The organism is Streptantibioticus ferralitis, from assembly GCF_029223525.1.
Lineage (GTDB): Bacteria > Actinomycetota > Actinomycetes > Streptomycetales > Streptomycetaceae > Streptantibioticus_A > Streptantibioticus_A ferralitis.
Genome location: NZ_JARHTQ010000004.1, coordinates 293,111 through 314,204 on the forward strand (window position 1 = coordinate 293,111; position 21,094 = coordinate 314,204).

The 21,094-nt window shown below is 71.4% G+C and carries 19 protein-coding genes; 14 read left to right on the forward strand and 5 right to left on the reverse strand.

Annotated elements, in window-relative coordinates:
* Nucleotides 1-54: 54 nt before the first annotated feature.
* The 6 genes from P2L57_RS08575 to P2L57_RS08600 all read left to right on the forward strand — a co-directional run bounded on the left by P2L57_RS08575 (nucleotide 55) and on the right by P2L57_RS08600 (nucleotide 7,374).
* Complete coding sequence (locus tag P2L57_RS08575) at nucleotides 55-4,290, forward strand: alpha-(1->3)-arabinofuranosyltransferase domain-containing protein (RefSeq protein ID WP_275810846.1); 4,236 nt, start codon at nucleotides 55-57, stop codon at nucleotides 4,288-4,290.
* The gene (locus P2L57_RS08580) at nucleotides 4,287-5,171 is read left to right on the forward strand and encodes a DMT family transporter (RefSeq protein ID WP_275810849.1); all 885 of its coding nucleotides are present in this window, start codon (nucleotides 4,287-4,289) and stop codon (nucleotides 5,169-5,171) included. Before P2L57_RS08575 ends, P2L57_RS08580 begins: the two co-directional genes overlap by 4 nt.
* A 78-nt stretch (nucleotides 5,172-5,249) precedes the next feature.
* On the forward strand, nucleotides 5,250-6,002 hold the full coding sequence (locus P2L57_RS08585) for a DUF6879 family protein (protein WP_275810851.1): 753 nt from the start codon (nucleotides 5,250-5,252) through the stop codon (nucleotides 6,000-6,002).
* Nucleotides 5,999-6,844 (forward strand): helix-turn-helix domain-containing protein, encoded by an 846-nt coding sequence (locus P2L57_RS08590; RefSeq protein ID WP_275810855.1) that lies wholly within the window; start codon nucleotides 5,999-6,001, stop codon nucleotides 6,842-6,844. The genes P2L57_RS08585 and P2L57_RS08590 overlap by 4 nt, the downstream gene beginning before the upstream one ends.
* A gap of 87 nt (nucleotides 6,845-6,931) precedes the next feature.
* Complete coding sequence (locus tag P2L57_RS08595) at nucleotides 6,932-7,144, forward strand: hypothetical protein (RefSeq protein WP_275810858.1); 213 nt, start codon at nucleotides 6,932-6,934, stop codon at nucleotides 7,142-7,144.
* The gene (locus P2L57_RS08600) at nucleotides 7,141-7,374 is read left to right on the forward strand and encodes a DUF7848 domain-containing protein (protein ID WP_275810861.1); all 234 of its coding nucleotides are present in this window, start codon (nucleotides 7,141-7,143) and stop codon (nucleotides 7,372-7,374) included. The genes P2L57_RS08595 and P2L57_RS08600 overlap by 4 nt, the downstream gene beginning before the upstream one ends.
* Before the next feature lie 21 nt (nucleotides 7,375-7,395).
* Here P2L57_RS08600 and P2L57_RS08605 read toward each other — a convergent pair whose 3' ends face one another.
* Complete coding sequence (locus tag P2L57_RS08605) at nucleotides 7,396-8,553, reverse strand: glycosyltransferase family 4 protein (RefSeq protein ID WP_275810864.1); 1,158 nt, start codon at nucleotides 8,551-8,553, stop codon at nucleotides 7,396-7,398.
* Nucleotides 8,554-8,736: 183 nt separating this feature from the next.
* On the opposite strand from P2L57_RS08605, the gene P2L57_RS08610 reads away from it, so the two are divergent.
* The 5 genes from P2L57_RS08610 to P2L57_RS40630 all read left to right on the forward strand — a co-directional run bounded on the left by P2L57_RS08610 (nucleotide 8,737) and on the right by P2L57_RS40630 (nucleotide 13,617).
* Complete coding sequence (locus tag P2L57_RS08610; protein WP_275810867.1) at nucleotides 8,737-9,447, forward strand: TetR/AcrR family transcriptional regulator; 711 nt, start codon at nucleotides 8,737-8,739, stop codon at nucleotides 9,445-9,447.
* Nucleotides 9,448-9,559: 112 nt separating this feature from the next.
* Nucleotides 9,560-10,543 carry a cell envelope lipid trafficking protein PgfA gene (gene pgfA, locus P2L57_RS08615; protein WP_275810870.1) on the forward strand — a complete coding sequence of 328 codons (984 nt, stop codon included), beginning with the start codon at nucleotides 9,560-9,562 and terminating at the stop codon, nucleotides 10,541-10,543.
* Complete coding sequence (locus tag P2L57_RS08620; RefSeq protein ID WP_275810873.1) at nucleotides 10,540-11,145, forward strand: class I SAM-dependent methyltransferase; 606 nt, start codon at nucleotides 10,540-10,542, stop codon at nucleotides 11,143-11,145. The genes pgfA and P2L57_RS08620 overlap by 4 nt, the downstream gene beginning before the upstream one ends.
* Nucleotides 11,142-12,554, forward strand: coding sequence for a non-ribosomal peptide synthetase family protein (locus P2L57_RS08625; protein ID WP_275810876.1), 1,413 nt, complete (start codon nucleotides 11,142-11,144; stop codon nucleotides 12,552-12,554). The genes P2L57_RS08620 and P2L57_RS08625 overlap by 4 nt, the downstream gene beginning before the upstream one ends.
* Before the next feature lie 28 nt (nucleotides 12,555-12,582).
* Nucleotides 12,583-13,617 carry a methyltransferase domain-containing protein gene (locus P2L57_RS40630; protein ID WP_372515655.1) on the forward strand — a complete coding sequence of 345 codons (1,035 nt, stop codon included), beginning with the start codon at nucleotides 12,583-12,585 and terminating at the stop codon, nucleotides 13,615-13,617.
* Here P2L57_RS40630 and P2L57_RS08640 read toward each other — a convergent pair.
* Nucleotides 13,592-14,881, reverse strand: coding sequence for a DUF5005 domain-containing protein (locus tag P2L57_RS08640; RefSeq protein ID WP_275810879.1), 1,290 nt, complete (start codon nucleotides 14,879-14,881; stop codon nucleotides 13,592-13,594). The genes P2L57_RS40630 and P2L57_RS08640 overlap by 26 nt on opposite strands.
* A gap of 357 nt (nucleotides 14,882-15,238) precedes the next feature.
* On the opposite strand from P2L57_RS08640, the gene P2L57_RS08645 reads away from it, so the two are divergent.
* Nucleotides 15,239-16,021 (forward strand): FkbM family methyltransferase, encoded by a 783-nt coding sequence (locus tag P2L57_RS08645; RefSeq protein ID WP_275810882.1) that lies wholly within the window; start codon nucleotides 15,239-15,241, stop codon nucleotides 16,019-16,021.
* 6 nt (nucleotides 16,022-16,027) lie between these two features.
* Here P2L57_RS08645 and P2L57_RS08650 read toward each other — a convergent pair whose 3' ends face one another.
* The 3 genes from P2L57_RS08650 to P2L57_RS08660 are packed head-to-tail and all read right to left on the reverse strand — an operon-like array spanning nucleotide 16,028 to nucleotide 19,423.
* Complete coding sequence (locus tag P2L57_RS08650; RefSeq protein ID WP_275810885.1) at nucleotides 16,028-16,774, reverse strand: succinate dehydrogenase/fumarate reductase iron-sulfur subunit; 747 nt, start codon at nucleotides 16,772-16,774, stop codon at nucleotides 16,028-16,030.
* Nucleotides 16,771-18,717: a fumarate reductase/succinate dehydrogenase flavoprotein subunit gene (locus tag P2L57_RS08655; RefSeq protein ID WP_275810888.1), complete on the reverse strand. Its 1,947-nt coding sequence runs from the start codon at nucleotides 18,715-18,717 to the stop codon at nucleotides 16,771-16,773. Before P2L57_RS08655 ends, P2L57_RS08650 begins: the two co-directional genes overlap by 4 nt.
* A 1-nt stretch (nucleotide 18,718) precedes the next feature.
* A complete protein-coding gene (locus P2L57_RS08660; RefSeq protein ID WP_275810891.1) occupies nucleotides 18,719-19,423 on the reverse strand; it encodes a succinate dehydrogenase in 705 nt (234 codons plus the stop codon).
* A gap of 96 nt (nucleotides 19,424-19,519) precedes the next feature.
* Here P2L57_RS08660 and P2L57_RS08665 point away from each other — a divergent pair, with 96 nt between their 5' ends.
* Nucleotides 19,520-20,458 carry a LysR family transcriptional regulator gene (locus P2L57_RS08665; protein WP_275810894.1) on the forward strand — a complete coding sequence of 313 codons (939 nt, stop codon included), beginning with the start codon at nucleotides 19,520-19,522 and terminating at the stop codon, nucleotides 20,456-20,458.
* 22 nt (nucleotides 20,459-20,480) lie between these two features.
* Nucleotides 20,481-21,092: a GNAT family N-acetyltransferase gene (locus P2L57_RS08670; RefSeq protein ID WP_275810897.1), complete on the forward strand. Its 612-nt coding sequence runs from the start codon at nucleotides 20,481-20,483 to the stop codon at nucleotides 21,090-21,092.
* Nucleotides 21,093-21,094: the final 2 nt, after the last annotated feature.

Genomic DNA, 21,094 nt, shown 5'->3' on the forward strand with positions numbered 1-21,094 from the left:
GGGCCGTAGGCCCTGCCCGGCCAGCAGCCGGGCCCGCGCCGGAAGGGGCCGGACGTGAACGTCGCCTCCGCCGAAACCCGTGTACCACCGTCGCCCGCCCGCCAGGGCCCAGCACGGCCCAGCTGGCGGCGCTGGCTCGCCGGCCGAGGTGGTGAACACCTGGGCGGCTACTGGGCGTTGGGCCTGTGGGCGGTCGCGTTCATCGGGATGCTGCTGCAGGCACCGGGGCGGGTGGTCTTCGACACCAAACTCGACATCGACCTCACCCCCGGCGCCTTCCTCGGCGGCCTGGCACACCTGTGGGACCCGCGGCAGGGATTCGGCGGCCTCCAGGACCAGGCCGTCGGCTACGCCTTCCCCATGGGGCCGTTCTACGCGACCTCCGAGGCCCTCGGCCTGCCGCCGTGGATCACCGAGCGACTGTGGATGTCGCTGATCGTCGCCGCCGCGTTCTGGGGTACGGTCCGGCTCACCGAGCGGCTGCGCGTCGGTACGGCCGGGACCAGGCTCGTCGCCGCGCTCGCCTACGCGTTGTGGCCGACCCTGACCGCACTGCTGGGCTCGACCTCCGCCGCCGTGCTGCCGCTCGCCCTGCTGCCCTGGGTACTGGTGCCGCTGGTCACCGGGGCCCGCACCGGCGGCTCGCCGCTGCTGTGCGCGGCCCGCTCGGCGTTCGCGGTGCTGTGCATGGGCGGGGTGAACGCGGTGTCGGTGCTGGCCGTACTGCCCGCCCCGCTGCTCTACCTGCTGACCAGGGCGCCCGGTGTGCGGCGCCGGACGCTGCTCGGCTGGTGGCTGGCGGGCGTGCTGCTGGTGACGGCGTGGTGGTGGCTGCCGCTGTTGCTGCTCGGAGGTTACGGCTTCGACTTCCTGCCGTACATCGAGACCCCGCACACCACCGCGAGCACGATGGCCGCGACCGAGGCGCTGCGCGGCACCGGCAACTGGCTCGACTACCTCAACTTCGGTTCCCCCGCCCTGCCTTCCGGCTGGGTGCTGGCGACCACCGGCTGGGCGGTCGCGGGCACCGCGTTCACCACGGCGCTGGGACTGGCCGGGCTGGCCCGGCGCGCGGTGCTCGCCCCCGAGGTGCGCTGGCTGCGGCTGACCGTCGCCGTCGGCGCGGCGGCCGCGATGGCGGTCTATCCCGGGCGGCTCGGCGGCCCGCTGCACGCGGCGCTGCAGTCCTTCCTCACCGGCCCGGGCGAGGCGTTCCACAGCGTCTACAAGTTCCAGCCGCTGATCGCGCTACCGCTGGTCGTCGGCATCGCCCATCTGCTGGCCGGTCCGCTGCCGCGCGTTGCGGCGTTGCGCGGTGCGCTCGCCGTACTGCTGGCCGCCGGTCTGCTGGGCGCGGCCCTCCCGTACCTCACCGGACGGCAACTGCAAAGCGGTTCGTTCAAGGCGGTGCCCGACTACTGGCGGCAGACCGCCACCTTCCTCGCCGGGCACGGCGGCGACGGGCGGGCACTGCTGGAACCCGCCGCGTCACACGGCGACTACACCTGGGGCACGACCACCGACGACGCCCTGCAGCCGTACGCCGCCTCCAACTGGGTGGAACGCACACTCATCCCCATGGGCGGCGCCGGATCCCAGCGCTATCTCGACGCGGCGGAGCAGACGATGGCCTCCGGCACCCAAGTGCCCGGCCTGGCCGCCTACTTGGCGCGCGGCGGGATCCGCTACGTCCTGGTACGGCACGACCTCGACCCGAACCAGTTCGAGTTCATCTCTCCCGCGCTCTACCACCGCACCCTGCAACTGTCCGGCTTCCACCAGGTCGCCGGTTTCGGCCCGGTGACGCCCGCGAGCCCCATCCGCAGCGGTACGCCGCTGCAGATCCAGGCCATCGACCAGGGCTATCGGGCGGTGGAGGTCTACGAGGCCGATGACCAGGCCCGGCAACCCGAGGACCCCGTCGCGGTAGTGCCCGCGGACGGTGCCCTACGGCTCAGCGGCGGTCCGGAATCGCTGCTGCAGACCTCGGGGGACGGGCTGCTCGACGGCCGTGCCGTCACCCTCACCGGTGACGGCACCAGCCCGGACGGCGGCCCGCTCGTGGTCACCGACGGACTGCGCCGCACCGACACCTCGTTCGGGCTGATCCGTGACAACGTCTCGTACACCTACACCCCGCACGGCACCAATCCGCCCGGCCGTACCGACGGCAGCGCGGGCACGCCGCCACGGCAACTGCGGCTGCCCTTCGCCGAGTCCGGGCATCAGACCACCGCCCAGCTGGCCGGTGCCGCCTCGGTGACCGCGTCCACGTACGGCTCCTGGCTGCTGCAGTCACCCCAGTACGACCCGGTGAACGCCTTCGACGGCGATCCGAGCACCGCATGGGTGGAGGGCAACGCCGCGACGCCGGTCGGCCAGTGGCTGAGCATCGACTTCGGCCGCTCCATCGACATGTCGACGGGCGTGGGCATACGTCTGCTCGCCGACAGCCCGTTCCGGCCTGTCGCCACCCGGCTCACCGTGACCACCGACCGCGGCTCGGCCACCGACGCGGTGCGGCCCGACGGCCGCGAGCAGCGACTTCGCGTGCCCGAGGGGCAGACCCGCACGCTGAAGATCACCATCGCGGCGGCCAACGGCGCGGTACCCGGCGGATTCGGCGCGGGCATCAGCGAGGTGTCGATACCCGGCGTGCAGATCACCCGCTACCTCAAGGTGCCGCACGACGCACCGACCAACGGCCCCGGCGGCGTGGTGTACTCCTTCCACCGGCAGACCACGGCGTCCGGATTCATCGGTTCCGGCAACCCCGAGCCGGTGCTGGCCCGCGCCTTCACTCTAGACATGGGCGAACCCTTCACCGCGACGCTGAGCGCGCGGCCGACCCCCGGCCCGCAACTGGACCAACTGCTGGACCAGTTGACGCCCAGTCGCGGCATGCGGGTCAGCGCCAGCCCGTCGCTGGGCGACCTTCCGCAGTTCCGCGCCGCGAACCTGGTCGACGGCTCGTACCTCAACGGCTGGATCGCCGCGCCGGGCACCACTCCCGTCGTCCATCTGAGTTGGCACGGCAAGCGCGGCCTCAAGGAGCTCTATCTGCAGGCCGCCGACGGGATTTCGGCACCGCCGCAGTCGGTACGGATCAGCAGTCCGGACGGGGCACGGCAGGCGCGGGTCGGAGCGGACGGCCATGTCGTCTTCCCGGAACTGCGCACCGACCGGGTGGACCTGACGTTCCCCGAAGTGAAGCGGATCACCGTCTACGACCAGATCACCGGCACCCGACTCGCCCTGCCGCTCGGCCTCGCCGAGATCCACTTCCCAGCGCTCGCCGATCTGCGGCACACGGCGCCGGACCCCAACACGGCCTTCACACTGCCGTGCGGTCGCGGCCCGGCGCTCACGGTCGACGGCCGTTCGTACGCCACGTCTGCGTCCGGCACCCTCGGCGATCTGCTGAACGGCCTACCGGTGAAGGTGTCGTTGTGCACGCCGGACGGGCAGCTGCCGCTGGCCTCGGGTACGCACCGTCTCTACGCGCCCGGCAGCGGTGTGCCGTTGGCCGTCACGGATGTGCGGCTGACCGGAGCGACGGCGGCGGCCGCACTGAGCACACCGGTGAGCCCAGCGGGGCGCCGGCTCAGCCGCCGCATCTGGGGCGACGAGGACCGATCGCTCACCGTCGGCCAGGGGCCGGCCAGTTACCTGGTGATCCACGAGAACCGCGCCCCCGGCTGGAGCGCGACCCTCGACGGGAAGCTCCTGGACGCGGTCACCCTCGACGGCTGGCAGCAGGCGTTCGTCCTGCCCGCGGGCGCGGGCGGCACGGTACGCATCCACTACGGACCCGCGGGGGCGTACCGGATCTCGCTGGGCGTGGGCGCGGTGCTCGCGCTGGTCGTGGTCGCGGCGGCCTGCGGGGCGTTCGGCCGACGCAGGGGTGCGGACCTTGCGGCTGCGGGTGAGCGACCCCAAGTCGGTTTCATCATCGGACCGTTGGTGGCCGTGGTGGCGCTGGGGCTGGTCGGCGGCCCGATGGCGCTCGCGGCGGTGGCGCTCGCGCTCCTGGCGTGGTGGTGGCCGACCGTCGCCCCGGTGGTGGCGGTGGCCGCGATGACGGCGGCGGGGGTGGTCGCGGCGGTCGCCGCGCAGAACGGTCTGTCGCCGGGACGCGGCGCGTTCGGCCCGTGGGCCCAGGCGCTCGCCCTGATCGCCCTGGCGGCGGCCCTCGCGCCACCGGGTGCGCGGCGCGAGGCCGAGGTTCCGCCAGCCGAGCCGCCCGAGGCCGAGGTTCCGCCCGCCGAGCCGCCCGAGGCCCTCGCGTGATCACCGGGCTGGCCGTCACCCTGCTCTCCGCCGTCTTCTACAACATCGGCCTGCTGGTCGAGAAGTCGGCACTGTCCGCGCTTCCGGCGCTCCGGGTGCGCCAACCCCTCGCGCTGCTGCGGACGCTGTTCGGCAGGCCCATGTGGCTCGCCGGGTTCGGGCTCATGCTGCTCGGGCTGGTCTGCCAGGTCGTGGGGATGGCGCTGCTGCCGATCACCGTCGCACAGCCCATGCTCGCGGTCGGCCCGGCGATCGTGGTGGCGGGTTCGGCGCTCGTGCTCAAGGAACCGCTCAGCCGGGCCGACTGGACCGCACTGGCGGTCATCGGCTGCTCTCTCGTCATGCTGGGCCTCAGCTACGACCCCGGCGCGGAACGGGTCGGCCACGGCGACCACCCGGGCGCGGTGCTGGCGGTGGCGCTGCTCTCGGGTGCGCTCTCCATCGCGATCTTCACCGCCGCGGGTCGCACCGGACGAGCGGTCGCCTACGGCGCCGCCGTCGGCCTGCTCAACGGCGTGGGTGGGCTACTGGGCAAGGCCTGCGCAGCGGTGGTCGCACGGGACGGCCAACACGCGCTCAGCGTTTTGCTGTTGACCCCGTACCCCTATCTGGTGTGCGTCTTCTCGATCGCCATGCTGTTCGCGTTGCAGATCGGCCTGCAACGCTCGCGTGCCGCGATCCTCGTCCCGGCCCAGGTCGTCGTGGGCAACGCCCATGTGATGATCACCGGCACACTGATCTTCGGCGAACACCTGCCCGCGAACCCGGTCCGCCTGGCCCTGCGGTTGACGGCACTGGCGGTGTCGTTGACGGTGTTGGCGGTACGGAACGGGGTGCCGGAGGGAAGACGGCGTCACCCTCAGGTGGCGACGGGAGAATAATCGCGAATCACGCCGGACAGCGGATCCGCTCGCGCCCCATCCTGGGGCTGACCTTTCCGACAACGAAGGGAAGCGCCCATGGCTCGGCGACTGCGGTTCATCGGGACGAACTCCGGCGATAACGGGTGCCCGACGCTGTACGAGGACATGCACACAGGGGAAGTGCTCGTCCAAGGGAGGAAGGTAACCAACCCCGAGGACATCACTCAGCTGCGCAACGTCGAAGAAGACGAGGGCCTCGTCGTGGTGCCGCGTCAACTGCTGTTGGACTTCGCCCCGAAGGAGGCAGAGCGGGCTCGGGAAATCATCCCGTGGGAACAGTTCGACAGCATGTTCAACACGTTCGAGCATACGGCGTGGCGTCTGGAGACCCGACGCCGCTACAAGTCGGACGAGCAATCGGAAACCTACCGCCGCTTCGTCCGGGGCGAAGATCCCGACTGGGACATGAACCACCCATGGCTTGTCGCCCGCCGCGAAGGCGCGGCGCAGGGCAAGCGGTTCGAGCGAGTCCGGATCGTGGACAACCCACCCACTGTGGGGCAGCGATACCTGCTCAACAACGCCCGCCGGAACATCCAGGCCGGAGAAGACATCCGGAACATGTGGCGGCAAGACGCGGAGAAACTGAGGCTTCCGGAGGAAGACTTCTGGCTCTTCGACTCCCGCGTAATGGCGGTTCTGCTCTTCGACGACGATGACGACTGCGACAAGGTGGAGCTGATCACGGATCCCCGCAGGGTCCTGCTCGCCTGTCAGGCACGTGACGCCGCTTGGCATCACGCAACGCCGAACAGGGAGTTCATCGCTCAGGTACCGTCCGATGTGTGAGCACTGACTTTCAGCACGCTCGAACGGCTCTCGGCGCGCGGCTGCGCGAGCTGCGCGTCGAGAGCGGCCTGACCGGACGCGAGTTGGCTGATGCTTTGGGCTGGCCGCAGTCCAAGGTCAGCAAGTTGGAGACCGGCAGACAGACCGCGACGGTTGACGATCTCCGTGCATGGGCTGAGGGGACTGGTTACCCGGAAGCCGCTGACGGGCTGGCCGCGCGGCTACGCGGACTGGAGTCGCGCACCCGCTCGTGGCGGCGGCAACTCGCGGCCGGACACCGGCCCGTGCAGGACGCCATCAACGCAGAGCATGAGCGCTCAACGGCGCTGCGCGGCTGGGTACCCATGCTGATCCCCGGAATTCTCCAAACCGCCGACTACGCACGCCGGGTGTTCTCGGCCTTCGCGGATCTGCACCAATGTCCCCGCGACTTGGACGCCGCGGTGCAAGGCCGCCTCAAGCGGCAGGAGGCGCTTTACCGGAGGGGCAAGCACTACCACATCCTCATGTGGGAGCCCGCTCTCCGGATGCAGCTGTGCCCGCCCGCTGTGCTCGTCGCCCAACTCGACCGCCTCAGCGGCGTGATCGGCCTGGACACCGTCTCCCTCGGCGTCGTCCCCTGCGATGCCCACCTGAAAATTCCGCCAGGAAACGACTTCTGGATCCACGACGAACGCCTGGTCGTAGTCGAAGACTGGCACGCCGAACTATGGCTGGACGACGCCCAGAACATCGCCCTCTACCTCAAGATCTGGGAAACCCTGAACAGCTCAGCCGTCTACGGAGCGGATGCCCAGCAGCTCATCACCCGCGCGCGGAGAGCCCTGGACGAATCGCCCTGAGAATCACGTGGAAGCCACCCGAACCGCACGCGAATAACCGAGAATCACGCCCCACAAGCCCAATCCCCTTTCCCTACCGTGCTGTTCATGACGGAACAGAACCAGCAACCCACCGAGGACACCTGCGCCGAATGCGGCCGTCTGGCCACCGAGCGGGCGAAGGCTGAAGCGGAACGCGACCGGAGTCGGCAGGCGGACGTGGCGGTGTTGACCCGTAGGCACATGGCGGCATGCCACGCGGGCGAATGGCTGCAATCCCGCCTCGCCGAGGTGAACGCGCGCAGCCGGGCCGCGCGGTGACCGTCAAGGCGGTGCTGCGCTACGCGCTGCACAAGATCACGCGGCACCCGGGCACCGATGTGACCTTCGAAGCGGAGTGCCTGCGCTGTGACTGGACGGCGGAGCCTGGCGACGACTCCGCACCGGTCGACATCGCCTGCATGAGCCATACGGGCCTCACCGGACACGACGGTTTCCGGCGCATCTGCACCTCGTTCGCCATCGTGGTTCGTGCCGACAACGCGGGCTGACCGTCGCAGGCGCGGGGCGCCTCACCCGCCGCCAAGCGGCTCCCGATGCAGCGCCTCCGCCACCACCCCCGTGAACCGGTCGACCGTCTCCGTCCACTCCAGGTCCAGTGCTCTGCGGCGGGCCGCGTGGCCCATGGCGTTGCGGCGGCGCGGGTCCAGGGCCAGGCTGGCCCAGGCCGACGCGAAGGCGCTCTCGGTCGCGGTCAGCAGGCCCGTGTGGCCGTGGGCCACCGAATCGCGTAGGCCGGGGACGTCGAAGCCCACCGCGGGGGTGCGGCGGATGGCCGCCTCGGTGATGACCAGTCCCCAGCCCTCGACGCGCGCGGGATGCAGCAACAGCCAGGCGTCGCACAGGAGTTGGTGCTTGCGGGACTCCGTCACACGTCCGGTGAACCGTACGCCCGGTCCGGCCAGCCGCTCCAGGCGGGCCCGCTCGGGGCCGTCGCCCGCGATGACCAGGGTGCCGCCGGTGACCGGGCGGACCCGCTCCCACAGTCGGATCAGCACGTCGATGCGTTTGTAGTCGGCGAGTCTGCCGAGAGCCAGGAAGAGCGGATCCGGTGCCTCCGGGGTGATCGCCGAAGCGTCCTCGACGCCGTTGGTGATGACCCGGATGCGGTCGGGGGCGACCCCGAGTTCGGTCAGTGCCAGTGCCGTTGAGGGGGAGACGGCGACGAAGAGGTTGCCGCGGTGGGCGCGCGGCATCAGCACCGCCTCGGCGTAGCGGCCCGCGGCGGCGATCGGCTGGGGGTAGCGGATGGGCCACAGCTCGCTGTGCACATGGTTGACCAGGCATACCGAAGGGGTGCCGCGCAGCCACAGCGGAGCGAGGTAGGGCAGCCCGTTGCAGACCTCGACCAGTAGATCGCAGCCGCGCAGACGGCGGCGGACGGCGACGGGTGCGCTGAGGAACTGGCTGTAGGCGCCGCCGTTTCTGATCACCTGGTACGGCCGGTCAGACCCCACCGGGCCGCCGCACAGCAGGGAGGCTCGGTGCCCCCGGTCGACCAGACCGCGAGCCAGCCGGTCGACGAGCAGCTCGGAGCCGCCCGCATGCGGGCTGGCCAGGTCGCGTCCGGCGAGGAAGGCGATGTGCAGCCGGTTGGGGATGGGGCGGGGGTCTCCGGCGGGTGGCACGGCGTACGGTGCCGGACGGGCGTGGGTGGGTCCGGTGGCCATGAGCGGCGGCCTTTCGTCGTGGGGGACGAGAGGTGCGGGCTGGCAGGGCGTGCGGGGGTCTCACCGTAGGCAGCTATTGACGGAACGTCAACAATTCGCGCTCTCCGCCTCGTTGACGGTCACGCCCTCGCTAGAATTGATCAACGCCGGGCATCCGGCGGTCGCACGGAGGGGGTCAGCGCCATGAAGTCCGCCAAAGGTGACAGCGACGGCCCGGCATCCGGGCGGCGGTCCCGGCAGCGCCTCGCCCCCGAAGACCGCAGGCGGGCACTCATCGAGACCGCGCTCGACCTGTTCGCGTCCCGGCCCTACGACGCGGTGTCGGCGGACGATCTGGCCCGCGCCGCCGGAGTCTCCAGGCCGCTGCTCTACCACTACTTCGGCAACAAGTACGGCCTGTTCCTGGCCGCCCTCCAGCAGTGCGCCGACCGCCTGGAGCGCGCCGTGCGCACCGCCGCCCGCGCCGCGCCCCAGGACTGGCTCGGTGCGGGGATCGCGGCGTATCTGCACCACATCCACGGGGACGCGCTCGGCTACACCGCGCTGCTCGGCCACGGTTCCGGCACCGCCACCCGCGAGGAGGAGGCCATCCTGGACGGGGTGCGGGAGCGGATCCTGGAGTTGATCGTCGGGGGCATGGCGCTGCCGGAGGCGCCCGCCCTGCTGCGCTCGGTGCTGCGCGGCTGGATCGGCCTGGTGGAGATGGTCTGCCGGGACTGGTTGCGCAGTGCGGACCGCCCCGCACCGGATGAACTGGCGGAGCTGCTACGGGAGTTGTTCGGCGCGGTTGTGCTGACCGCGGCCCGGCACGATCCGCGGCTGGCCGACGTGCTCAGCCGGGCACGCGGACTGGCGGGTGCCGGAGTCCAGGCTCCGGCGCCCGCCGCGCTGTGACCCGTGGACACCGCCCGGTCCGGTCCTGCGGAAGTTATTGACACTTTGTCAACGTCTCCCTAACGTTCCGTCAGCGCGAACCCGGTTCTCCGGTGCCGTCCAGGGAGACGCCATGCATGGTCGCCGTACCGCCGCGTTCCTCGCCCTGGGTCTCGGGGCCTTCCTCATCGTCCTCGGCCCGCTGCTGCGCTGGTACGTCCTGCCCAGTGTGCAACTCGCGGCGTACGACCAGGACTTCACCGACGTCAGCACCGGCACCGGCTACTACCTCGACCAGTCCACCGGTCGGCTGGCCTGGGGGCAGATCACGGTGGCCCGGCACACACTGGGCGACGCGGGAGCCGGACGGACGGTCGGCAAGGCGGTGTGGGACATCTCCACCCGGGTGGACACCCCGCGGACCAGCAAACTCGCGGACGCCCGGCAGGCGTTCAGCCTCAGTGTGCACCGCTGGGTCTTCGACCGGCACACCAACCGGTCGAACTCCTGCTGCGGCGGCGACACCGGGGCCGGTGCCGACGGCTACCTGAAGTACCCGTTCAACGCCGGACACCGGTCGTACCTGGTGTGGGACGGCACCGCGGGCAGAGCCTACCGCGCGGACTTCACCGGTATCCGCACGCTCTACGGCAGGAGCTTCAACCAGTACACGATGCGGGTACCGGCCACCCGGATCGGCACCATGCGGGTGCCGCCGTCGGTGGTGGGGCTGAAGCCCGGCGCGGATCCGGTGACCGCGGAGGAGTGGTACAGCAACCCGGAGGCGGTCAACCTCATCGACCCGCTCACCGGCGCGCCCGCCGGAGGATCCAGCCACCAGATCATCACCCTGCGACTGCCGGGCTCCACCAGGACCGCCGCGACCGCGCTCGATGTGGAGCTGCGCTCCACGCCCGGGACCGAGAAGGCACTGGTGGACGCGTACAAGGCCAAGCACGACGGCTTGGCGTTGCTGACCGGTCCGGTGCCGTACGTGCTGCTCGGTGTCGGCGCGGTCGGCGTGGCGGTCGGCGGCGTGCTGCTACGTCGGCCCAGGACCGTCGAGCGGGCGCCGGTGACCACCGGAGCGTTGCCGGTGGGGGGTGCGGCCCGGTGAGCGAGGCCACCGCCACCATGGCGCAGTTGCTGCGTGCGCTCGCCGTCATCGGTCGGGACCGCAGCGGATTCCACCGACTGCGGGCCCGCTACTGCGTCCAGCAGGTCGCCGCCGCATGCGAGTTGGGCGGCCGCACCGTGGTCGACGTGGGCGGCGGTGACGGCTGGTGTGCCGAGGAGTTCCGGGCAGCCGGGGCGAGTTGCGTGGTCGTCGATCCGTGTCCGGTGCCCTCGCGCACCGGTCCGGCCACGGTCGTCGGGGACGGCTACTGGCTGCCGCTGCTGGAAGGGTCGGCCGATGTCTGCTACTGCTCCGACGTTCTCGGGCACGTACCGGACCCGGTGGGTCTCCTGGACGAGCTGATCAGGGTGGTACGGCCGCACGGCACGGTCCATCTGGCGTTCACCAACTGGTGCTCGCCGCGCGGGCGGGCCCCCGCACCGGTACGGGTCGGCAGACTGCTGCGGCATGTCCGCAGCAGGCCGGACGTGGTGCTGGTGGAGGCCCGGCCGCGCTACGTCCCGCGCGGCCTCAAGGGCTTGTTGCGCGTTCCGCTGCTGCGCGGAGTCGCCGTGCAGGTGACCCTACGGAGGACCGGATGAACGGCTCGCAGGGGCGCCTGCGGCGCGGGGTCGGGGATCCTTTCGGGGGCTTCGCCCCCGAGTCCCCCTGCGGGGCGCGTACGGATCCCGGGGGGTTCGCTTCCCAGGCTCGGTCCGTCCGGCTGCCCTTCACCGCTGTCGACGAGACCGCCGATCTGCTGGAGCGGCGGGGTGAACCCAATGTGATCCTGCTGGAGTTGGCGGTCGGCGGTCGGCTGGACGAGGCCCGGCTGCGCACCGCCGTACGGGACGCGCTCGGTGCGCATCCGATGGCCAGGGCGCGCAAGGCCGCCGACGGCCTCTGGCACTGTCGCAGCAGTTGGGAGATCCCGGCGGCGCCCGATCTCGATCCGCTGACGGTGGCCGCACCCGGCGCGCTCCGCGCTGACGAGCGCCGACAGGCGATGGACACCGCGGTACCGCTCGGCGTGTCACCGCTACTGCGGATACGGCTGCTGCCGGGCGGCGGTGACGGGGACCGGCTGCTGGTCGTCACCCACCATGCGCTGTTCGACGCCATCTCCTGCCTCGGCCTGGTCACCTCGGTCATCCGCCGGTACAACGGCGCCCCCGATCCCGTTGCCGAAGTGGATCCCGCGCTGGCACGCACCCTCCCGCCGCCCGCACCGGCACCGGTCAGGGCGCAGCGCGCCCGGCCCGCCCGTCCGGTCCGCGTCGCCCGGGTGGGGACCGCAGGCGCGGAAGGGTACGGATGCGTGCTGCACGCCCTCGGCGCCTCGGCCACCGAGGCGCTGGCCACCGGTGCCCGCCGCCAGGGCGCGACCGTCAACGATCTGCTGATCACCGGGCTGGCGCTGGCACTTGCCCGATGGAACCGCGAACACGGTGGTCAGGTCACCCCGTTGCGCATCACCATGCCGATCAACGCCCGCCCCGCGGACAGCCGCTTCGAGGTCATCAGCAACCTCTCCCGGCTGACCTCCATCGACATCGCCGACGGCCGCGACCCGGCAGCACTGCTCGTCAGCGTCGCCCAGCAGACCCGGCTGGCCAAGCGGACCCAGGCCCCGGCAGGCGGCCCGGCCGCCCTCCTGCTGGGCGCGCCCCGACTGCCCTACGCGGTACGCAGGTCGCTGGTGCCCGTCGTACGGACCGTCGCCCGGCGGTACGCCGACACCACCATGCTCAGCAACCTGGGGCGACTGCCCGCGCTGCCGTCCTTCGACGGTGCGGGGCCGATCACCCATCTGTGGATGGCCGCACCGGCGCCCATGCCGCGCGGACTGTCGGTCTCGGCGCTGACCGTGGAAGACCGGCTGCACCTCGCCGTACGGCACCGGCGCGGCGTGCTGGACACCGCCGCGGCCACCGCCTTCACCGGGCGGCTCGTCGCCGCCTTCGCCGAGCTGGCCGAACTACCGGCCGCGCCAGAGCAGTTGCCCATCTGACCCGGAGCAGTCCAGAAGGAGACGTTTCGTGACCGACCCCGCACCGTCCCGACTGCGCCTCCTCTACGAGGACCCGACTGTTCCGATCGCCTCCGGCGCCGAGCGGGCCCGCCGCCAACTGCGCATGATCGAACCGACATTGGACCAGGCCCGCGAACCGCTGCGCATCCTCGACATCGGCTGCGGTGACGGCGAGGCCACCGCGGTGCTGGCCGCCCGCGCCCGCGGCCATACCGTCATCGGCGCCGACTGGTCCCGGCAGGCCCTGGACCGGGCCCGGCGGCACGGGTTGACCGTGGTGCGCGCCGGACTTGAGGAGCCGGGCCTGCCGTTTCCCGACGGCTCCCTGGACGTGGCCGTACTCAGTGAGGTCATCGAGCACCTGGTGGACACCGACGCGGCGTTGGAGGAGATCATCCGGGTGCTGCGCCCCGGTGGGTCGCTGTTGCTGTCCACCCCCAATCTCGCCGCGTGGTTCAATCGCGCACTGCTGCTCGGCGGCGTCCAGCCGGTTTTCACCGAGGTCAGCCTGCGCGGTATCTACGGCCGTCCCGGACGTGAAGTCGTCGGTCACCTACGGGTGTTCACGGCCAGGGCGTTGATGGGACTGCTTGACGCGCACGGTCTGGAGATCGTCTCGACCCGTGGCGCCTGCTACCACGACACCCCGGCACCGCTGCGGCCCCTCGACCGCTTCTTCAGGCTCTTTCCGTCGCTCGCCGCCGATCTGCTGGTGCACGCCCGCACCCCGCTCGGCTCGCACCCCGCGAAGCCGTCGGTACGGCCGCCCCTGCCCGATCCGGAGGACAGCATGCCGATCCGCAAGGAACTCCGCGAACTACTCGCCTGCCCGATCGACAAGGGGCCGCTGCTGTACGACGAGAGGTCCGACGCGCTGTACAACCCGAGACTGCGCCGCCGCTATCCGATCGTCGACGGGATCCCCTATCTTCTGGCCGACCAGGCCGAGACCGTCGGACCTGCGGAGCACCACCGCCTGGTCGGCCGGGCGGCCGGGCCAGCCGCCCCGGACGGCCTCAATGACGTGCCGGCCCGCTACTAGGCGGCGCGAGACGCAGACGTACGAACCGCGGCCGGTACAGGGCGACATCGCGGTTCACATTGGTGTCCACGGGCGCTGCCGGGGAGCCCAGCCAGTTCACGTCGTAGCCGACCAGCAGCCCGTCGCCGGTGGTGAACTCCGGGTGTGCCTGTGGGTTGTAGATCGCGGCGTTGCCCTGCGCCTCGCCGTCCTGCGGCAGCGGTGGGTCGAAGCCCGGGTCGGGACCGTGCCAGGGGCCCTGCGGCGAGCACGCCCAGTACGAGGTGAGCGCGGTCAGGCCGCTGGCCGCGGGGCCGCCCGCGTCCATGGTGAGCAGCACCCACGTACCGCCCAGGCGTACCACCGAGTACCCGGTGCCCACGCCCCGGCGTCCGCCGTTGCCGAGCACCGGCCTGGCGTGGGAGAGCAGCGGCTGCCAGCCGCCGCCGTCCCAGTACCGCCAGGCGGCGGCGTCCGCCAGCCGCCCCGACGGTATCCGGGCGAGATAGGCGCGCGAGGACGCCGCGCCGCGGCCCGGCCCGTCGTCGCTGCCGAAGACGTACGTCCAACTGCCTTGGCGTACCGCCGTGGTACCGAACAGCAACCGCTGTCCGGGCGCCGGGACGCTCCACTGGTCGGAGACCTTGGCGATGCCGGTGAGACGCAGGTCGGGCAGCGACAGTGTGGCCACCTCGGTGGCCAGCGGCACCCCGTAGAGCCACGGCGCGGGGGCGACGGCCCGATCCCACAGCAGCACCCGTACGACCTGCTCGGTGGCGCCCGGGGAACGCGGCTCCACGACCGCTTGCATGGGCCAACGCCAGATCTGCGGGTCGGCGTTGAGGTCGGGGAAGTACGAGCCGGGTTCCGCGAACGTACTGCCGAGCAGCGTCTGCCGCAGCCGACCGGTGCGGTCCATGACCAGCACCGCGTTGTGCACCCACGCGGGCATTCGCCCGCCCGAGGTGTCCCGCCACCAGTACGGCTGGCCCAGCGGGTTGGGCGGCGGGTGGACCCGGTCCAGGAAGGGATCGTCGGCCAGCCACAACGTGCGCCCGTCCGGCAGCCGGACCGAATGCGTGCCGTCCCCACCGGTCCACCCCACGGCGCGGGCGCCGTCGTCGCCGAACCGGCTGAACTCACCGGTCGTGGCGGTGTCCTCGCCCCAGGAGGAAATCCGCACCGCCGAGCAGCCGGCGACCTGCCGGGCTCCTCCGGAACATCCAGCGAGACCCAGGACCCCGACGAGAGACATCGCCACGATGGCGTTCCGCCATCGTGGCATGGCATGGTTCCGCGTCACGGCCGAGTTATTGACGTCCCGTCAACAGCCGAAACCCCAGAAGGCGAGAGGGAACGGAATCCGGGGGCTGTGCCCCCCGGACCCTCGTGGGGGCTGCGCCCTCGGATCCCCATCCGGGGGCCACGTTCGCAGCTGTGTGGGCTGTGTCCTACGGGCCGCGTCGGGCTGCGCCCCCGGACCCGGCGGGTTCTCAGCGTCCCTGGGTTGCGCCCCGCCCCCGCCTGCCGGAGCCTGCGCCCGGCACCCCCACCGAAGTTCGCCCCCCGCGGCGGACCGGGGACGCGCCCCCCGAACCCCCACCCCGGGGCGCGGCCCCCGGGGGACCGTTGAGGAGTGGTCATGACCCTGGCTGCCGTGCTGGCTCCGCGTCTGCCGTGTTGGGTGGTGGCGCGGGGGCTTGATGTGCTGTATCCGCGGCAGGAGCCGGAGTTGGCTCGGCTGGATGAGATCTGTCCGCCATGCGGCACGGCGCTGGACATCGGGGCCTGGTACGGGCCGTGGTCGCGGCGGCTGGCCCGGCGGGCGGATCGGGTGGTCGCGCTGGAGCCGGTGGCCGAGGTGTGCCGGGCGCTGCGCGAGACCGTGCCGGAGCGTGTGGACGTGATCAACGCGGCCGCCTCCGACCGCAGCGGCGACGCGGCGATCTGGCTGGCGGACCAGGACGGGCGCGAGGCGCGCGGGCTGACCTCGTTGGAACCCCGGCCGTCGGTGCACCGGCGTACCCGCCGGGTGCGCCTGGTCACCGTGGACGCGCTCGGTCTGTCCGACATCCGCTTCGTCAAGATCGACGTCGAGGGCCATGAGGTCGCCGTGCTGCGCGGTGCACGCAACACGCTCCGCCGCGACCGGCCCAATCTGTTCATCGAGACGGAAGCCCGGCTCCAGCCGGTTGAGCGCATCACCGGACTGCTGCGCGGCTGGGGCTATCGGGGCTGGGTGCTGCCGGGGCGCGACTGGGTGCCGCTCGACGCGTTCGACCTGTCGGCTCACCAGCGGGCGTGCGCCCATGTCGTGGCGCGCGGGCTGTTGCGGCGCAGCCTGCGACCCTACCCGCGCTACGTCAACTCCGTCCTGTTCACACCGGAGGAGGCCGCCTTTCCGTCCCGTGGGCCGTCCCTGTAGCCGCGCTCAGCGCGGTGCCCTGCGTGCCGCCCGCAGGAACTCCCGGTTCATCGTGGCGATCGACTGCAGCGGGATGCCCTTCGGGCAGGCCACCGCGCACTCGCCGGTGTTGGTGCAGCCGCCGAAGCCCTCGGCGTCCATGGTGCCGACCATGTCCAGCACCCGGCTCTCCCGCTCCGGAGCGCCCTGCGGCAGCACGTTCAGATGCACCACCTTCGCCGAAGTGAACAGCATCGCCGAGCCGTTGGGACAGGCCGCCACACACGCCCCGCAACCGATGCACTCGGCGTGCTCGAATGCGGTGTCGGCGACCGGCTTCGGCACCGGCGTGGCATGCGCCTCCGGGGCGCTGCCGGTCGGTGCGGTGACATAGCCGCCGGAGCCGATGATGCGGTCGAACGCGGACCGGTCGACGACCAGGTCCTTCACCACCGGGAAGGCCGCCGCGCGCCACGGCTCGATGTCGATGGTGTCGCCGTCCGAGAAGTGCCGCATGTGCAGCTGGCAGGTGGTGGTGCGCTCGGGGCCGTGCGCCTGGCCGTTGATGACCATCCCGCACGCGCCGCAGATGCCCTCGCGGCAGTCGTGGTCGAAGGCGACCGGTTCGTCGCCGTCCAGGATCAGCCGCTCGTTGAGCGTGTCGAGCATCTCCAGGAACGACATGTCCTCGCTGATGCCGTCGACCTCGTAGGCGGTCATGGTGCCGGGCTGTTCGGGGCCGCGCTGGCGCCAGATCCGCAGGGTGAGCCTCATGCGTAACTCCGCTGGGTGGGGTGGACGTACTCGAAGACCAGCTGCTCCTTGTGCAGCACGGGTGCGGCACCGGTGCCGCGGAACTCCCAGGCCGCCACGTACGAGAAGCGGTCGTCGTCACGGGCCGCCTCGCCGTCCGGCGTCTGGCTCTCCTCACGGAAGTGGCCGCCGCAGGACTCCTCGCGGTGCAGGGCGTCCAGGCACATCAGCTCGGCCAGCTCGAAGTAGTCGGCGATCCGGTTGGCCTTCTCCAGGGACTGGTTGAGCTCCTCGCCGCCGCCCGGCACCTTCACCCGGCGCCAGAACTCGTCCCGCAGTTCGGGAATGCGCTCCAGCGCCTTGCGCAGTCCGGTGGCGTTGCGTGCCATCCCGCAGTCGTCCCAAAGGAGTTCGCCGAGTTCGCGGTGGAAGGAGTCGGGGGTACGGTCGCCGTCGATGGACAGCAGCTTCTCCAGCCGCGCCGTGACACCTTCCACCGCCTCGGTCACCGACGGGTGTTGGGGATCCACCGTGTCGTGCGGATGGCGCGCCAGGTAGTCGTTGATGGTGGACGGCAGCACGAAATAGCCGTCGGCGAGCCCCTGCATCAGCGCGCTGGCGCCCAGCCGGTTGGCGCCGTGGTCGGAGAAGTTGGCCTCGCCGATGGCGAACAGGCCGGGAACGGTGGTCTGCAGGTCGTAGTCGACCCACAGCCCGCCCATGGTGTAGTGGATCGCCGGATAGATGCGCATCGGTACCTCGTACGGATCCTCCGCCGTGATGCGTTCGTACATCTCGAACAGGTTGCCGTACTTCTCGGCGACCTTGTCCCGGCCCATGCGCGCTATCGCGTCGGCGAAGTCCAGGTAGACGCCCTGCCCGCCCGGACCCACGCCGCGCCCCTCGTCGCACACGTTCTTCGCGGCCCGCGAGGCGATGTCGCGCGGCACGAGGTTGCCGAAGGAGGGGTAGATCCGTTCCAGGTAGTAGTCGCGCTCGTCCTCCGGAATCCGGCCCGGCGCCCGGGTGTCCCCCTTCGCCTTGGGCACCCAGATGCGCCCGTCGTTGCGCAGCGACTCGCTCATCAGCGTCAGTTTCGACTGGTGGTCGCCGGAGCGCGGAATGCACGTGGGGTGGATCTGGGTGAAGCACGGATTGGCGAAGTGCGCGCCGCGCCGGTGCGCTCGCCAAATGGCCGTGGCATTGGAGTTCTTGGCGTTGGTCGACAGATAGAAGACGTTTCCGTAGCCGCCCGACGCGAGCACCACCGCGTCCGCGAAGTGGGTGGAGATCTCACCGGTGACCAGATCGCGGGCGACGATGCCGCGCGCCCGCCCGTCGACCACGACGAGATCCAGCATCTCGGTACGGGCGTGCATCTCCACGTTCCCCGCGGCGATCTGCCGGGAGAGCGCCTGGTACGCGCCGAGCAGCAGCTGCTGGCCGGTCTGGCCGCGGGCGTAGAACGTACGCGAGACCTGCACACCGCCGAAGGAGCGGGTGTCCAGCAGTCCGCCGTACTCCCGGGCGAACGGCACGCCCTGCGCCACGCACTGGTCGATGATCTCCACCGAGACCTGCGCGAGGCGCCGGACGTTGGACTCGCGGGCGCGGAAGTCACCGCCCTTGACGGTGTCGTAGAAGAGGCGGTGGATGGAGTCGCCGTCGTTGCGGTAGTTCTTGGCCGCGTTGACACCGCCCTGGGCGGCGATCGAGTGGGCGCGGCGCGGCGAGTCCTGGTAGCAGAACTGCACGACGTGGTAGCCCTGTTCGGCCAGGGTGGCGCCCGCGGAGCCGCCCGCGAGGCCGGTGCCGACCACGATGACGGTGTGCTTGCGCCGGTTGGCCGGGTTGACCAGCTTCGCGGTGAAGCGGCGGCGGTCCCAGCGCTCCTCGATCGGCCCGGCGGGGGCCTTGGTGTCGGCGATCGGTTCGCCGGTCTGGTACGCGGTGTACGAGGTCATGTCAGCTCACCACTCCGGTCATCACCGAGACGGGCACCGCGACGAATCCCGCGGTCAGAACGAGGGCCAGCGCGTTGGCGGTGAACTTGAGCGCCGCGTCGCGGCGCGCGCTGTTGGCGCCGAGGGTCTGCGCCGCGCTCCACAAGCCGTGCCGGATGTGCAGCCCGAGGGCCAGCATCGCGACGATGTAGATGGCGTCGGCGTACCAGTTGCGGAAGTCCGCCACCACGTTCTGGTACGGATGGCCCGCCTCGCCGCGCGGGTTCACCGTCAGGGTGGTGAGGTCCAGCAGATGCCAGACGATGAACAGAGCCAGGATGATTCCGCCCCACCGCATGGTGCGGGTCGCGTAGCCGGCCCGTGGCCGCCGGTGCGCGTAGGCGGTGGGGCGGGCGCCGAGGTCACGGCGACTGAGCTGGTACGCGGCCACGCCGTGGAAGACCACCGCGGCGACCAGGACCACGCGCACGATCCACAGGAACCAGCTGTAGTGCAGCGCGGGCTCGCCGATCGTGCGCAGCCAGTACGCATAGCCGTTGAACTCCGTCGACCCGAAGAAGATCTTCAGGTTTCCCAGCATGTGCGCGACGAGGTAGAGCAGCATGATCACGCCGGTGACGGCCATCACGGTCTTCTTGCCGACGGTCGACCGCCACAGGGTTGCCAAGGTGGACGGCCGTCGGCCCGTCCGCGTCGCCAGTGCCATGACACCGACGGTAGGGAGTACCCCCTGCATCGGTCCAAGACATGGTCCGGCTGGAATCGATAGACCTTGCCTATCATGCGTCGTATCGTGGTATCCGTGCAGCTGCATCAACTCCAGTACTTCGCGGCCGTCGCGCAGACCCGCCACTTCACCCAGGCCGCCGCCCGGGTCCATGTCGCCCAGCCCTCGCTCTCCCAGCAGATCCGGGCGCTGGAACGGGAGTTGGGCGCCGAGCTCTTCCACCGCGCCCGCGGCCACATCACGCTCACCGACGCGGGCGAGGCGTTGCTGCCGCTGGCCCAGCGGATCCTCGCGGACGCCGAGACGGCGCGCCGCGAGGTGCAGGAGGTCGCACAGCTGCGCCGGGGCCGGGTCCGGCTGGGGGCCACACCCAGCCTGTGCGCCAGCCTGGTGCCGGACGTGCTGCGCGACTTCCACGACCGCTACCCGGGGGTGGACCTGGTGGTCCACGAGGACGGTTCTCAGGACCTGGTCCGGGTGCTGGCGGCCGGTGAACTCGACCTCGCCCTGATCATCACCCCGCTGCCCGGCCAGGCCCCGGCGCTGGCCGCGACCGAGTTGCTGCGCGAGGAACTGGTCGTGGTCTCCTCGCCGTCCTCACCCGCGCCCACCCGGGGCAGGCGGATCCGCATCGAGGACCTGCGCGATCAGCCGCTGGTGATGTTCCGACGAGGCTACGACCTGCGGGAGTTCACCACCTCGGCCTGCCGCGCTGCCGGCTTCGATCCGGTCTTCACCGTCGAGGGCGGTGAGATGGACGCCGTACTGGGCTTCGTACGCGCCGGACTGGGCCTCGCCGTGATCCCGGCGATGGTCGCCGCCCGGTCGGGGCTGCGGGTCACCGCGTTCGCCCCGCCCGGCCTGCAACGCACCATTGCGGTCGCGCACCGCAAGGACGTCGAACCACCGCGCGCCGCGCGGGAGTTGCGCAGCGTTCTGGGCGAGCATCTGCGCTCGGCGGCGCGGGAGCAGACGCTTCCGCCCAGCACCCGGCTGCTGGGCGGCAACCCGTGAGCACGTCTGGCACGATGCGTCGATGACCTCGATCAGCGAGCAGAGCAGGCCGCAGCCCATCGCCGATGTCGTCCCCGCCGGACGGATGAGCGGCAGTGAGCAACCGGTACTGCACATACCCGACAGCGGGTTCACACTGCGCGCATGGCGCTCCGCGGACGCTCCCGCGCTGGCCGCCGCCTGGCAGGATCCGGCGATCCGGCAGTGGAACCGGCCGCCCACCGGCGGTGTCGAACAGGCACGGGAGCGGATCGCCCGGTACGCGCGGCGCTGGCGTACCGAGGAAGCGGCGAGCTGGGCCATCGCCCGTACCGAGGACGACTCGATCCTGGGCTCGGTGGCTCTGGGCGACATGGACCTGCGGCACGGCATCGCCGAGTACATCTACTGGGTGCTGCCCGCCGCCCGCGGCGCCGGTGCCGCCCTGCGCGTCACCAGCCGGGTCGCCGAGTGGGCCTTCCACGACCTCGGGTTGCACCGTCTCGAACTCACCCACGGCGTGGCGAACACCGCCTCGTGCCGCGTCGCGGAGAAGGCCGGATTCCGGCTGGAGGGAACCAAGCGCAGCGCCGCCCTGCACGCCGACGGCTGGCATGACATGCATCTGCACGCCCGCGTCCAGGGCGACGTGTAGCG